The 13,423-nt window shown below is 47.5% G+C and carries 13 protein-coding genes; 4 read left to right on the forward strand and 9 right to left on the reverse strand.

Going from position 1 to position 13,423, the window contains the following annotated elements:
- Positions 1–110 precede the first annotated feature (110 nt).
- Positions 111–584, reverse strand: coding sequence for a DUF4124 domain-containing protein (locus tag V5J35_RS14470; RefSeq protein ID WP_354007823.1), 474 nt, complete (start codon positions 582–584; stop codon positions 111–113).
- Between the two features lie 432 nt (positions 585–1,016).
- On the opposite strand from V5J35_RS14470, the gene V5J35_RS14475 reads away from it, so the two are divergent.
- Positions 1,017–2,744, forward strand: a complete 1,728-nt coding sequence (locus V5J35_RS14475) for an acetolactate synthase 3 large subunit (RefSeq protein WP_354016423.1) — start codon at positions 1,017–1,019, stop codon at positions 2,742–2,744.
- On the forward strand, positions 2,744–3,235 hold the full coding sequence (gene ilvN / locus V5J35_RS14480; protein ID WP_354007824.1) for an acetolactate synthase small subunit: 492 nt from the start codon (positions 2,744–2,746) through the stop codon (positions 3,233–3,235). The genes V5J35_RS14475 and ilvN overlap by 1 nt, the downstream gene beginning before the upstream one ends.
- Before the next feature lie 81 nt (positions 3,236–3,316).
- On the opposite strand, the gene alaE is transcribed toward ilvN, so the two are convergent.
- From alaE to ilvY, 5 genes are all read right to left on the reverse strand, one after another.
- Positions 3,317–3,757 carry an L-alanine exporter AlaE gene (gene alaE / locus V5J35_RS14485; protein ID WP_354007825.1) on the reverse strand — a complete coding sequence of 147 codons (441 nt, stop codon included), beginning with the start codon at positions 3,755–3,757 and terminating at the stop codon, positions 3,317–3,319.
- Between the two features lie 448 nt (positions 3,758–4,205).
- Positions 4,206–5,528, reverse strand: coding sequence for a Xaa-Pro dipeptidase (pepQ, locus tag V5J35_RS14490; protein WP_354007826.1), 1,323 nt, complete (start codon positions 5,526–5,528; stop codon positions 4,206–4,208).
- Between the two features lie 77 nt (positions 5,529–5,605).
- Entirely contained in the window at positions 5,606–6,070 is a 465-nt protein-coding gene (locus V5J35_RS14495; protein ID WP_354007827.1) for a YjiG family protein, read from the reverse strand.
- A complete protein-coding gene (locus V5J35_RS14500) occupies positions 6,063–6,770 on the reverse strand; it encodes a nucleoside recognition domain-containing protein (RefSeq protein WP_354007828.1) in 708 nt (235 codons plus the stop codon). Before V5J35_RS14500 ends, V5J35_RS14495 begins: the two co-directional genes overlap by 8 nt.
- Positions 6,771–7,253: 483 nt before the next feature.
- The gene (gene ilvY, locus V5J35_RS14505; protein WP_354007829.1) at positions 7,254–8,120 is read right to left on the reverse strand and encodes an HTH-type transcriptional activator IlvY; all 867 of its coding nucleotides are present in this window, start codon (positions 8,118–8,120) and stop codon (positions 7,254–7,256) included.
- A gap of 154 nt (positions 8,121–8,274) precedes the next feature.
- On the opposite strand from ilvY, the gene ilvC reads away from it, so the two are divergent.
- Together ilvC and V5J35_RS14515 are read left to right on the forward strand one after the other, a co-directional pair.
- On the forward strand, positions 8,275–9,291 hold the full coding sequence (gene ilvC, locus V5J35_RS14510; RefSeq protein WP_354007830.1) for a ketol-acid reductoisomerase: 1,017 nt from the start codon (positions 8,275–8,277) through the stop codon (positions 9,289–9,291).
- Between the two features lie 153 nt (positions 9,292–9,444).
- The gene (locus V5J35_RS14515; RefSeq protein WP_354011301.1) at positions 9,445–10,296 is read left to right on the forward strand and encodes a DMT family transporter; all 852 of its coding nucleotides are present in this window, start codon (positions 9,445–9,447) and stop codon (positions 10,294–10,296) included.
- Between the two features lie 51 nt (positions 10,297–10,347).
- Here the strand turns inward: V5J35_RS14515 and V5J35_RS14520 are convergent, their stop codons facing one another.
- The 3 genes from V5J35_RS14520 to V5J35_RS14530 all read right to left on the reverse strand — a co-directional run bounded on the left by V5J35_RS14520 (position 10,348) and on the right by V5J35_RS14530 (position 13,415).
- Positions 10,348–11,280 carry a polysaccharide deacetylase family protein gene (locus tag V5J35_RS14520; RefSeq protein ID WP_354007831.1) on the reverse strand — a complete coding sequence of 311 codons (933 nt, stop codon included), beginning with the start codon at positions 11,278–11,280 and terminating at the stop codon, positions 10,348–10,350.
- A gap of 127 nt (positions 11,281–11,407) precedes the next feature.
- On the reverse strand, positions 11,408–12,271 hold the full coding sequence (locus V5J35_RS14525) for a formyl transferase (RefSeq protein ID WP_354007832.1): 864 nt from the start codon (positions 12,269–12,271) through the stop codon (positions 11,408–11,410).
- A 418-nt stretch (positions 12,272–12,689) separates the two neighbouring features.
- On the reverse strand, positions 12,690–13,415 hold the full coding sequence (locus V5J35_RS14530) for a phosphorylase family protein (protein WP_354007833.1): 726 nt from the start codon (positions 13,413–13,415) through the stop codon (positions 12,690–12,692).
- Positions 13,416–13,423: the final 8 nt, after the last annotated feature.

Below are 13,423 nucleotides of genomic sequence, written 5' to 3' on the forward strand. Positions count from 1 at the left end.
TGCGTTCACTCTACCAATGGGCTTTTCAACCTGGCAAGTTTCTCAAGACTGATCTGAGAACTATTTTTGCCTGAGTGCTGTGTTTACCTGAGAGTTTTTTTACCTTAGCGCTACTTGCAGTGCTGCTTCATCATGCCCATCAGTCTTTGCTTTTCCTGCTCCTTCCCGGCATCGTCGAGAATTTCTTCCCGACCATCTTCATGGGTAAGCCGAATCCGTCCCTTGGCCTGCAGTGCGTTAAGGTTGCCCTTAAGCTTGTTACAGAAGGCAATGGTTTCAGGAGCCGAAGGACCTGGAAGGGAGGCTGGTTGCCCGGAAGTTTCTTTGGGAACCTCAGCGGTTGAGTCGCTTGATGGCTCGCTTAATGAATCGTCTGGCAAATGTTCATGCATGTTTTCAGAGCCATCAGGAGAAACAACAAAGTCTGTATCCATCCCGTCCGGACCCGGCCGGTCAGAGTAATGTGTCACGCCTTTGTCGTCTTTCCAGATAAACACTTTTTCAGCGTGAACGGTTTCAACATTTACTGCGCCGGAAAAAGCCAGAGGCAGCAGGAGCAAAAAGGTTTTTATCAGTCCGTTCATCTCAGGGTCCCTGTTTCGTGTCTCTTTATTATTAAATGTAAGCAATTTCCGTAATTCTGCTTCGCTGAACTATTGACTCAAATGAACAGACGGTAAAGAATGGCAGCAACTGGAACTATATAACCAATTGTTTCAGCTGATTATGCGACCATCAGGAACATCAACAGTGGAACTGGTGATAGCATTCCTTGGAGCCAGACAGCCATACCTTGCCGGGTCAGCTGCCAGCGCTCCACTGCCCCTATCCGCACAGGAATGTTGAGGTCTTGTTAAGCAGAGGCCTGAAGTCCCAGCTGTCGTAAGTGACTGTTGTAGCTGTTACAACCAATAAAAATCTTCGGTAAAAAAGGTCTGCACCCGTCTGGTGACAAAGATCAGGTGACAAGGACCGGCCGAACTCATTTCTAATAATTAAGCCGAGGAGAAGCACACGTGGAGCTTTTATCCGGTGCGGACATGGTGGTTCGCTCGCTGGCTGACGAAGGGGTCAAGCATATTTACGGGTATCCGGGGGGCGCGCTTCTACACGTCTATGATGCCATTTTCCGACAGAAAGAAGTCTCACATATCCTTGTACGTCATGAGCAGGCAGCTGCTCACATGGCCGATGGTTATGCCAGGGCGACAGGGAAGCCGGGGGTTGCACTGGTCACATCAGGACCTGGTGCCACTAACACCATTACCGGCATCGCCACCGCCTATATGGACTCCATTCCAATGGTGATTATTTCCGGACAGGTGCCTTCAGCGGCTATCGGTTCGGATATGTTCCAGGAAGTGGATATGGTGGGTATTTCCCGTCCGATCGTTAAGCACAGCTTTCTGGTAAAACGGGCCGAAGATATTCCGGAAATCATCAAAAAGGCTTTTTATCTTGCACAGACCGGCCGCCCCGGGCCGGTGGTGGTGGATATTCCGAAAGACATTACCGACCCGAACCTGAAGTTTGAATACCAGTACCCTGAAACCATAAAACTTCGCTCTTATACACCGCCCAGCAAAGGCCATAACGGTCAGATTCGTAAAGCTGTTGACCTGCTGATGCAGGCAAGACGTCCCATCATTTATGCGGGTGGTGGCGTTATTATGGGCAATGCCTCCACCCAGCTTACCCAGCTGGCGAAAGACCTGAATGTTCCAGTGACCAATACGCTCAACGGTCTTGGTGGTTTTCCCGGGTCAGACTGTCAGTTTGTCGGCATGCTGGGAATGCACGGTAGTTATTGTGCCAACATGGCGATGCATCATGCCGACATTATTCTGGCGGTGGGCGCCCGTTTTGATGATCGGGTGACGAACAACACGGCAAAATTCTGTCCGGACGCAAAGATTATTCATATTGATATTGATCCGGCGAGTATCTCCAAAACCATTACAGCGGATGTCCCCATTGTTGGTCCGGTGGGTGCAGTGCTGGACGGTTTCCTGCGTCATATCACCGATTATTCCGGTTCAAGGGATCAGGAAGCCATTGACGCCTGGTGGCGCCAGATCGATGAATGGCGTGACAGTCGTGGCGGTCTGTTCCCTTACGATAAAGGCGACGGGACCATTCTGAAGCCCCAGCAGGTCATTGAAGCCCTGTATGAAGTGACAGGTGGGGATGCCTTTGTCACGTCCGATGTGGGCCAGCACCAGATGTTTGCGGCTCAGTATTATCGTTTTGACAAGCCCAACCGCTGGATCAACTCGGGTGGCCTCGGCACCATGGGTTTTGGTTTGCCCGCAGCCATGGGCGTTAAGCTGACTCACCCTGATGCCACCGTTGCCTGTGTGACCGGTGAAGGCAGTATCCAGATGAATATTCAGGAACTGTCGACCTGTCTCCAGTATGACCTTGGTGTGAAAATCATCAACGTTAACAACCAGGCTTTGGGTATGGTACGACAGTGGCAGGATATGATGTACGACAGCCGTTACTCCCATTCCTACATGGAGTCCCTGCCCAGCTTTGTGAAACTGGCAGAATCCTACGGCCATGTTGGTATTCAGGTCACTACGCCGTCAGACCTGCGTCCGGCGATGGAAGAGGCGTTCTCGCTGAAAGATCGCCTGGTGTTTATGGATATCCGGGTGGATGCCAATGAGCATGTTTATCCCATGCAGATCAAGGATGGTTCCATGCGTGATCTGTGGCTCAGTAAAACGGAGAGAACCTGATGCGGCGAATTATCTCTGTACTGGTTGAAAACGAGCCGGGGGCTCTGTCACGTATTGTCGGCCTGTTTTCCCAGCGAAACTACAACATTGAAACGTTAACTGTGGCTCCCACGGAAGACAGCACCCTGTCCCGCCTGACAGTCACAACCCGTGGTAATCCACAGGTGGTTGAACAGATTACCAAACAGCTGAACAAGCTGATTGATGTGGTAAAACTGGTGGATCTGACGGAAGGTTCCCACGTTGAGAGGGAGCTGATGCTGGTGAAGGTAAGGGCCAGTGGGCCTTTGCGTGCCGAGGTGAAGCGCACGGTGGATATTTTCCGTGGGCATATCGTTGATGTCACCAGCTCGGTCTACACCATTCAGTTGGTAGGTACACAGGAGAAGCTGGATGCGTTTATCGAAGCGGTGGGTCACGCCCAAGTGCTGGAAGTCGTGCGCAGTGGCATAACGGGCATTGCCCGGGGGGAAAAAGTGCTGACGCTCTGATGCATCAGACCCTGATAGTCCCATGCGCTTTTCATTATCTGAGGTGATGAAAAGTGCATGGTTATGCTACCAGACAGGCTTTTATACAGCAGCAGGTGTCATGGTTGTTGCCGGAATGAGCTTGCTGCGAACAAAACTCAGCCAGCGCCCATAGGGAGCCCCCAGAACGACCAGAGCTACCGTCTGACTGATGGAGGCTGTGATAATCCCGTTTACATCCATACCAACGATTACAAGAATTCCAATATAGGGGGGGAGCTGGAACGTCAGGTAAGCGATAATATCTCCCAGTGTCGCTTTAATGACGGACTGTCGATCGCCACATAGCTTGCGGATAATAAAATCACGATACATCCCGTAAAGCCTGCCCAGGCTGATATTTAATGGCTGACACATTAAGCGGGAGATAATCGACTGCCTCAAAGTCATTCCAACAATCGCTATCTCAATAAACATGCCGGTGACAACGGTAAATGAAATTAATGCCAGAGTATCTGCCAACCATTGACGACCTGGTTTCATAGCAGTAAACCTTCAAATAAAAAATCGAGTGACAGGAAAACACCGGGTAAAGGTATCTTTCCACTAAAAACAACAGTTGTTTTTTGAAGCACATTTTTTCAGGCACGACAAAACCTTTGCAGACTCCAATCGTTGCAAAACGAATTGTTTTGAAAAATGTGAAAAGCTTAATTAGCCCGTGAAGAGATATTCGTAATAAACAGACAGGCACCGGCCGCCAAACAAGCCAAGCATTGCTCGCAGGCTGCTTAAGGAAAGCTGTTGGTAAATGTCAGTTTTCATTGTTGAGAATGGGGCAAACGTTAAATGAAATTCAGGGTTGATTTTAAACTATTCTGATGACTGGTTAAATTAAGCGCTATTGGAATAAATTGACAGACATCAAATGTTGACCAGATAAACTCTGGCTGGCCTGAGCCTGCCAGAGTCTTATTTCCGGAAGGGTATTTTACCCTTCCATTTCGGCAAAGGCCGGACGAGTCAGGTTTTCATAACCGTCTTCAGTAATCAGGATATTATCTTCAATACGGATGCCGCCGTATGGACGCAGTTCGTCGATCAGTTCCCAGTTAAAGTCTTCATTGCCTTCCTGTTCTTCCAGCAGGGTTTCAATAAAGTACAGGCCGGGTTCTACAGTAAACATCATGCCCGGCTCAAGAACACGCTGCAGGCGCAGGAATGGATAGACCGGATGCTGACCGGTGCTGTCACCTTCCTTATTGAGTTGCCAGCCCGCCACATCATGACAGTTGACACCAATAAAATGTCCCAGACCATGAGGGAAGAACGTGTGGGTGTATTTCTTCTCGAAGATGGCTTCAGCAGTACCCCTGACGATACCAAAGTCACTCAGCATGGAGGCAATACGACGGTGCATGTCTTCATGAACGTCGGTGTAATTGACCCCTGGTTTCAGCGTGCTGATGATCTCAAGCAGCTCTTTGTCCATGCGTGCAACCAGGTCGGCAAAAATGCCTGGTTTAGCGGCGTAAGTACGGGTGATGTCGGCAACGTAATGACGATAAGTGGTGCCGGCATCAATCAGAAAGGATCGGGACTCTTCATCCGGTACACGCTTGTAACCACTACAGTGTAGGGTGGATGCACGTTCATTCAGCACCACGGTAGCGGGGAAAGGCAGTTCACATTCCCGGTGGTCTGCGGCCTGCAGGTATTTCAGTAGAATCTGCAGTTCGGTGTCGCCGTTGCGGAAAGCCTTTTCGGCAGCACAGTGAGCTTTGGCAGCAATCCGGTTGGCCTCACGAATGGTTTCCACTTCATAAGGTGTTTTATAGGCGCGGAACCAGTCCAGTCGCGCCATCAGGGCTTCAGGGTTAACGTCTGCGACACCCCAGCTGTTAAGAAGGGCTTCATCTTCAGCGAGAGCTGCGATTTTCAACTCACCCTCCGGAAGCAGGTTCTGCAACTGGTCGGGAGTGCGGATCACTTCGATATCAAAAGAGTCAACCCAGTACTCCTCGGGAATTTGTGCCGGTGCATGCCAGTAGTCTCTTGGCTGATACCAGCCCAGAACTGGCTTTTTGCCAGGGCGAATCAACAGCAGGGAATGCGTGTTAGGAACACCGGCTACCCATTGGCGGAAATGGGTGTGTCCCCAGAAAGGGTAAACCTTATTATCCAGATAACGTACTTTCTCAGCGCCGGAGTGAATGACAACCGCATCAAAGCCGGTGTCTTCAAGGGCTTCTGCGTAGCGGGTTTGCAGTTGCTGAATATGGTCAATATAGAGTGCGTGCCAGTTTACGGACATGATATTTTTTACTTCTAAACAAAAAAGAAAAATAAAGCGTTCAGACCTGACCGCTACTGGTCAGGTCTGCTGTTCAATCAGATAAGAACCCGCATCAGCAGCATGGCTATAAAACCATTCAAGGTCACCAGCCCAAACATAATCGGGTAAAAACGGGCTTCAATGCTCACTACACCCAGAAGGCGGCCTGCGTACTGTACAGTAGAGCCCATCAGGTAGTTGGCCGGAGCCAGAATCGCCAGATGTTCACCGGAGAGCACACCATCTGCAAACAGGCTCATCATCACGCCGACACCACCGCCAGCGGACATAAAGGAAGCCATCAGTACCGCAGCTCCTTCACCCGGTACACCAAACAGTCCCATCAATGGAGCAAACAGGTTGCCGAAAAGCTCCATAGCACCTGTGATGCTCAAAGCCTTGATAACAATGAATGCCATCATGACGTTAGGGATAATACTCCCCACACCCATGTTCCAGCCTTCACGCGCGCCGCCCACGAAAATATCAGTGAGCATCTGCTTTTGTGCTTTCTCAGCCATGAGCCACCTCCATGTTTTTGTTGTTTGCTTGAGATTGGAAAGCACCTTTGCGTTCCAGGTGATTCAGATAGAAGCGAAGGATGTTGGCACCCAGAACTTTGCAGATCATGATGACACCCAGGATCATGCCGATTGAGGAAGGTACAGCCATCGAACCATCAGCGTTGGTCAGGGTCAGCAGCACGGCACCAGAGCCCATGAAGTTGACAATAGTGGCTCCGCAGGAGAACTGGAATGCCGTGAATATATGCATTTCTTTATTGTTCAGTTCGCCTTTTTCGTGAAGCAGTTTGGTCATGGAAGCAGCTGTATCGGTGTTCTGCAAACTGGCGATCATGGTCAGGCCGCAGACTCCGGGGATACCCATAACGGCTCGCAGTATTGGGGTAAGAAGACTGCGGGCGCCTTCAAGCGCACCAAAGTGTTCAAAAATCCGAACCATGCCCAGTGCAAACATACAGGTTGGTACCAGACCCAGAGCAAAGAGAAAACCGTCACGAGCACCGCTACCGCCGGTGCCACGGAATGCCACACCGTCAATAATGCTGCCAAAAGCACCGTTCATGGTTGTAAAGTCAAGGACTCCCCACCACTGGTCACTTTGCAAAACACCAGAAAAAAAGACAATAGCGGTGAAGAGAGATATATAACCGCCTATGCCTCCCGTTCTCTCATCGGTATGAGAATGTTGATTAGCCATACATGTTTCCGAAAAGGATGAAAATAAACTGTTTTCGCTGAGAAAGTTACACAAAGATCACATCAATCTTTTTCACTATCTTTTCCCACCATCTTTTTCCGCAATGACAAAAAAACAGGGTATGCAATGATAAGTTATGCTCAGCCTTTTAAAGACTGAACCCTGACTTCTTTTAGTCGGGAAGGTAATTAGATTGCTTACTGATTTTATTCAATTAAATAAGGGTGAATAAAAATATTGGCAGGTGGATACACTTTCAATAAACAGCGATGTTTAATTAAGATACACATCTGCTTTAGGTTAAGTTTTGATCTTGATCAATATTTAACTTGCTAACAATAATCAGAGAGTTAATCCAGGGTTGAAATGTTGTCATTAAAGTCCTGATAGAAGGCTGCCTGATAAAGCGTATGAGCAGGCTAAGTAGTATATCTTTTTGTTGAATGAAGTTTTGTCTTTAGTACCTGACCGAGCCTTTCTCCATTAATCAAGCAGTGACCAGAAAGCCCTGATCAAAGGGTTTCTGAGTTTTTTCTCCAGAACGCACAGTCCTACGTCGTAAGCAGGCAGCCAGGGTTTTACATCAATGACCTGAACCCGGTCTGACAATGGACTGTTGTCGACTACGATCCGGGGAACGACGCCAATACCAAACCCCAGGCTAACCATGCTGACAATAGCCTCGTTGCCTGCCACCTGTGAATAGATTCTGGGCTTGATGTTTTTGTTGGCGAACCAGCGGTTAGTGCGGTTTCGGCTGATGCCTTTTTCAGGAAGGATCATCGGGGTATCTGCCCAGTCCTGATCGCTGACCGGATGTTTAACGCTGCCATCAGCGGGAGCAATAAAGACCAGGGGTGACAGACCAATGCTACAAAACGACAGTTCAGCAGGCAGCTGGTCGGGACGAGCTGCGATGGCAATGTCTTCCTGCCCTGACAATACATACTGGATGGCAGGTTCCGGGTCGCCGGTATGCAATTTGATTTCAATGCCGGGATAGCTTTGACGAAACTGACTGAGAATGTCGTACAGAAAACTGTAGCTGGCAGTGACTGAGCAGTAGACACTGATTTCACCACTGAGCTGTTCAGCAGCAGTCATTAACCGGTTACGGATTCCGTCCCACTGTTGCAGGGTGTCTCTGGCGTATTCCTGAAACAGTAAGCCTTCCCGGGTGAGCTGCACGCTGCGGTTGTCTCGCTCAAACAGCAAAACGCCAAGGGTTTCTTCAAGATGCTGAATGCTCCGGCTCAGGGTGGAAGGGCTGACATGGCAGGCCTGGCTCGCGCGACCAAAATGCAGGCTGTCGGCAAGGCCGAGAAAGTGTTTCAGCAGTCGGGTATCCATAAGCAGTTATCTGGTATTTCATAATTCGGGATACTGTTTTTCAAATATATCATTTTACGAAATATGTTGTCTGACTTATCTTACGCCTATCGAATTTGCACTGACATAAGAACAACATTTTCATAATAAAGTCATAATAAAGAGGAGCCTTCACATGCAGGTTTATTACGATAAGGATTGTGATCTTTCCATTATTCGCGGCAAAAAAGTATCCATCATCGGTTATGGCTCTCAGGGACACGCCCATGCCAACAACCTGAAAGACTCAGGTGTGGATGTAACAGTCGGTCTGCGCAAAGGCTCGGCTTCCTGGGAAAAAGCTGCTTCTGCCGGTCTGGCAGTGCAGGAAGTGTCGGCCGCCGTTGAGCAGGCTGACGTCGTGATGATCCTGACACCTGATGAGTTCCAGTCCCAGCTTTACAAAGAACAGATTGAACCGAATCTGCGTGAAGGCGCTACCCTTGCGTTCGCCCACGGTTTCTCGATTCATTACAACCAGATTGTGCCGCGTAAAGATCTGGACGTGATCATGATTGCGCCTAAGGCTCCTGGCCATACGGTGCGTTCTGAATTTGTTAAAGGTGGCGGTATCCCTGACCTGGTGGCGGTGTTCCAGGACGCTTCCGGTAAGGCTAAAGAAGTGGCTTTATCTTATGCTTCCGGCGTTGGTGGCGGTCGTACCGGTATTATTGAAACCACTTTCAAGGACGAAACCGAAACCGACCTGTTTGGTGAACAGGCTGTTCTTTGTGGTGGTGCGGTTGAACTGGTGAAGGCTGGTTTTGAAACCCTGACCGAAGCCGGTTACTCCCCGGAAATGGCTTACTTCGAATGCCTGCACGAACTGAAGCTGATCGTTGACCTGATGTACGAAGGTGGCATTGCCAATATGAACTATTCCATCTCCAACAATGCGGAGTATGGTGAGTATGTAACGGGGCCGAAGGTCATTAACGAACAATCCCGTCAGGCTATGCGCGACTGCCTGAAGGATATTCAGAACGGCGAATACGCCAGGAAATTTATTGTTGAAGGGGCGACTAACTATCCGTCCATGACTGCTTATCGTCGCAACAATGCAGCACACCCTATTGAACAGGTAGGTGGCAAGCTGCGTGAAATGATGCCCTGGATTACTGCGAACCAACTGGTAGACAAGACGAAAAACTAAGCATTCAGGATTGGTTTGAGGCTCTCCCCCCTTGAGGCTCTCCCCTCAAGGGGGGAGAGCCTTATCAGAGCTGGGTACCCGGCCGGAGATAATGTTTTGTATATATCCACGATTGGGGAAGCTCGAAATCAAAAAGTACTGGCTGCTTTGGGCTTGATACTGGCTACTTTATGCTGGGGGGGCAATAGCGTCGCAGCTCGCCTTAGTATTGGGGAAATTCAGCCGCTTTCCCTTTCTTTCTGGCGCTGGACTCTGGTTTTTTGTTTGATGCTTCCGTTTACTGCCAGTCAGGTGTGGCAGGAAAAAGAGGTTATTTTTCAGAACAAAGGCAAGCTGGTGGTACTGGCATTGACCAGTATTTCTTCCTTTAACACGCTATTGTATCTGGCAGCGCAGACCACTCAGGCCGTCAATGTCGCTTTGATCCAGGTGGGACTGCCATTTATCTGCATTCTTTTAAGTATTCCCATTCTCAGAGTTTATCCCCGGAAAGCACAGTGCGCCGGTTTAATGGTGGCTGCCATTGGACTCTTAGCCATTTTTTCTAAAGGCAGTCTGGATGTACTGCTGGCTCTGGATTTTGGCAGAGGCGATATGATAATGCTGGTGGCGGTAGTTACCTGGGCGCTTTATACGGTGTTTCTGAAACGTTTTGACCTCCCGCTAAGTGGCCATGTTCTTCTAACGGTTTGTGTCGGCATTGGTGTTTTATTTATTGCCCCTTTTTATCTGTGGGAGTTCCTGACCCGGGGCGGCTTTGAAATCAATACCTCGACGGTTCTGCTGCTGGTTTATGTGACGATATTTGCTTCTATTGTGGCTTTTCTGTCGTGGAATTTCGGGGTCAGTGTGTTAGGTGCTAACCAGGCGTCTATGTTCAATTTTCTGATACCAGTATTTTCGGCACTGATTGCGATACCCGTTCTGGGCGAAGGCTTGCAAACCTATCACCTCGCGGGGGCAGGGTTTATTTTTACTGGTCTATGGTTGTCTAACAAATACTGAAATACATTCATCAGGATGCAATGGCACTAATTAAAGTTTTTCTCTGGAGTGTTATCGTAACCAGCCTTTGATTGCTTTTAATCGGCTTTTTATCACAGGTCGCATTTCTATCGCAGAATATAAATGACCATCATCGTCGGATACATTACCCAACTCGACACGGGACATGATCCGCTGCTCCAGGACTCTTTCTCTGGAGTTTATGCCTTCACCAACTTCAACTGCAAATTTATGACCAGCTTGCAGGGCATTGTGAATATTCGCCTTGCCATAATCGACTTCCATGCCAAATGGGAAACTGACAAAGTCACCACTTTTGCCATGCTGCATCATGATTTCCCGCGCCAACGTGATTTCACGTTCGACATGTTCGACCTTTGAAAAAGCGTTTAAGGGATGATGCTGATGTGTGTGTGAATAAAAGCCTGCACCATACTGGCTCATTTCATCGACTTGCTGCCAGGTAAGGTACATTTGCTGTTCTTGAGCAATGGCTGTTTCATTTAAGTTGAAATGCCTGAAAAGAGAGTCTAAAAGTTTATTTTCATATATATACTCATAATGCTGACGGCACCATGTTTCAATACCTTTGGCGCTTGAAGGCGCTTCTTCTATGTTGTTTTTAATATACTTGTTAAATGCTTTCGATGTTTCAGTCGCCCCAAAGTTGCTTAGCAAATAATTCAGTTTGTGCAACCATAAAAGCTGGTTGTTATCGACTGCTGCTGTATTTAGGAATACATCAAACAAAATGCCTTTTTGCTTGAGTATGGGGAATGCTTTTGTGTAAACAGACTTTAGGCCATCATCAAAAGATATTGTACATACAGGCTTACCCTGATGTAGTTCATTCTTTTCAATAAGCATTGTTGCTTCTTTTAATGATAAGATCGTGTAGTGACGAGTTAAATAATCCAACTGATGTGTAAATGTCTGTTCTGTAATTTCATCATTTAAATATTTCATACACGGCGTTGCTTTCATACCAATGCCATGATAAAAAACCAATCGCATATCATTATGTTTTCGTATATGAGGGCTGAGATTCAATTTACATAGTATTGTGCTAAATAAATCAGTGGAAAAAATGATAGATTGATTTATCACTGCGTTATTCCCCACTGATATTGAAGTCATTAAAAGGAAGTGACTTATGTTTAGTGCTCTGGAGAGTCCTTTTTAGTCCGCCGCTAAAAATATAGGCAAGCAATTTTATATCATGTAATATCGTTCGGTGTTTAAATTGATACTCTTTACCAATACTTGTGTCTTGCCTGATGGTCTTTATTGCTTCATCCTCAAGCAATTTTTTTGCCACCGCTGCATATAACCTTGCCCCAACTTTTACTGATTTTGCGAACGCGATATGATGATCATCCTGCTCAGTGATATTTACGCTACATCTACCGTAGATATCCCCACCATCCACTTCTAAGGAACATTGGTGTACTGTCGCTCCGACCATGTGAGGTTCCCTGTTATATAAAGGCCAGAATGCACATGAGCAACCGCGATAATATGGCGAAATCCCAGTATGTAAATTCAGTATTGACGACTTCGCCAAACTAATGACCTGTTGTTTAATAATGCCGGTACCATAAACAAAGATATAGTCGGGTGCTATATCTTTAATAAAAACAATACTCTCTGAACCATTTGCCGAATATGGCGTACAAACAGGCAGGTCGGCTGGAATATAGTCTTCCTTATTGATCGAGCCAAGATGTAGCTTTAAAGCAGACAGCTGCTTCTGTTCTGTCCGCATCAGTGAGCGCAATGACTTGGTGACTATTCTTTCACAAAACACCAATGGGCTATAACGTTTCATTCCATGCTTTAATGACGCAAGAACACTTCTTTTCTTTTTGTGTTGCTCAACAATAATGCCGCATACTTGATCGCCCAGCGCAAGCATTAATTGCCTGGTGACATATTGCTGCTCAATCCCTTCAGCAGTAATAATTAGCGCTTTCATAAGGTTATTTGGTTCTCATATTTAGGTGGATATACCTTGATCCTAACCAGAAAAGAGGAAATGAGACGGTTTTATATAAAAATATAGCCACTAAAAAAGCATAATCAAAGTTTCTTAGTCAATTTTTAAGATAAACAAATACGCTGAATTCGGGGGGTGCAATTACGTTGAAAGGCTTCTATAGCTAAAAACTGTAAGCTCACTCATATAATGCTGACACTCCTCCTACGGCATAGATCTGCACTGAGCCACTGTCCTGCGATCAAGCCAGGGCCGAGACTCCGGGCAGGAGGCGTTCAGGCTATCTAACGGCCATTTTTCCTGAATTTTCAACAGATTTTGAGATTCTTGATGTGTATACCTCTGGAACTGCTCCCTGCCTGATGGAAAAAGCGGGAGCAGCCACGATCCAGACGTTTTAAGCAGCAGATTTTGCTTCGTTGCTCAGCGCGTCCAGCAGTTTGAAAACATTCTGTTGCAATAGTTCAGAAGCCCTGGCCAGATTAGCCAGAAACTGCTCAGCCGTCGTACATTCTTCATCAACCAGGTCGGTGACGGATTTAACAGCAAGTAGTGGTGTTTTATACATTTTTGCAACCGCAGCAATGGCAGCCGCTTCCATCTCTTTAGCCACCAGAGGTTCCTGACGCAAAATGGCTTCGTCGGTCGGGCTCATGTCCAGAGAGTTGCCGGTGCATACAACAGCTCCCTTCAGTCCAAGCCTGGTTGCATAATCCTGAGCCAGTTTTGATTCATAGCTGCCATCACCGTAGGCAAAATAGTCTTCTCCCAGTGGGATTCGACGGTCGAAGTAACGGATTTTTTCACCCATATAAACGTCACCAATTGCACTACCTTTGTCTTTAAAAGCACCGCAGGTTCCCGCGTTAATCAGCAGGTCAGGCTTGAACTGGCGAATGGCTTCCAGAGTGGTAATGGTCGCTGGCTGAGTTCCTACAGACTCTACGTTATATTCACGATCAGTGCCGTTAACCACGAGGGAAATATCCAGGTCTTTATACTTTCCCTGAAATGCCTGACAGGTGAGCATTGGGTCGTGCATTTCCACTTCAGACAGGTTCAGGTGTTCGATGATAGGAGCCGCTTCCTGCCTCATGGCGACGATCATGGTAATACGCTGCATAGGATTCC

The sequence above is a fragment of the Endozoicomonas sp. NE40 genome, assembly GCF_040549045.1.
Taxonomy (GTDB): domain Bacteria; phylum Pseudomonadota; class Gammaproteobacteria; order Pseudomonadales; family Endozoicomonadaceae; genus Endozoicomonas_A; species Endozoicomonas_A lisbonensis.

What these genes read in the sequence shown, in the direction of transcription:
- V5J35_RS14470 (WP_354007823.1), bottom strand. Translation starts at nt 584, where the DNA reads ATGAACGGACTGATAAAAACCTTTTTGCTCCTGCTGCCTCTGGCTTTT.
- ilvN (WP_354007824.1), top strand. Translation starts at nt 2,744, where the DNA reads ATGCGGCGAATTATCTCTGTACTGGTTGAAAACGAGCCGGGGGCTCTG.
- alaE (WP_354007825.1), bottom strand. Translation starts at nt 3,757, where the DNA reads ATGAAACCAGGTCGTCAATGGTTGGCAGATACTCTGGCATTAATTTCA.
- pepQ (WP_354007826.1), bottom strand. Translation starts at nt 5,528, where the DNA reads ATGTCCGTAAACTGGCACGCACTCTATATTGACCATATTCAGCAACTG.
- V5J35_RS14495 (WP_354007827.1), bottom strand. Translation starts at nt 6,070, where the DNA reads ATGGCTGAGAAAGCACAAAAGCAGATGCTCACTGATATTTTCGTGGGC.
- V5J35_RS14500 (WP_354007828.1), bottom strand. Translation starts at nt 6,770, where the DNA reads ATGGCTAATCAACATTCTCATACCGATGAGAGAACGGGAGGCATAGGC.
- ilvY (WP_354007829.1), bottom strand. Translation starts at nt 8,120, where the DNA reads ATGGATACCCGACTGCTGAAACACTTTCTCGGCCTTGCCGACAGCCTG.
- ilvC (WP_354007830.1), top strand. Translation starts at nt 8,275, where the DNA reads ATGCAGGTTTATTACGATAAGGATTGTGATCTTTCCATTATTCGCGGC.
- V5J35_RS14520 (WP_354007831.1), bottom strand. Translation starts at nt 11,280, where the DNA reads ATGAAAGCAACGCCGTGTATGAAATATTTAAATGATGAAATTACAGAA.
- V5J35_RS14525 (WP_354007832.1), bottom strand. Translation starts at nt 12,271, where the DNA reads ATGAAAGCGCTAATTATTACTGCTGAAGGGATTGAGCAGCAATATGTC.
- V5J35_RS14530 (WP_354007833.1), bottom strand. Translation starts at nt 13,415, where the DNA reads ATGCAGCGTATTACCATGATCGTCGCCATGAGGCAGGAAGCGGCTCCT.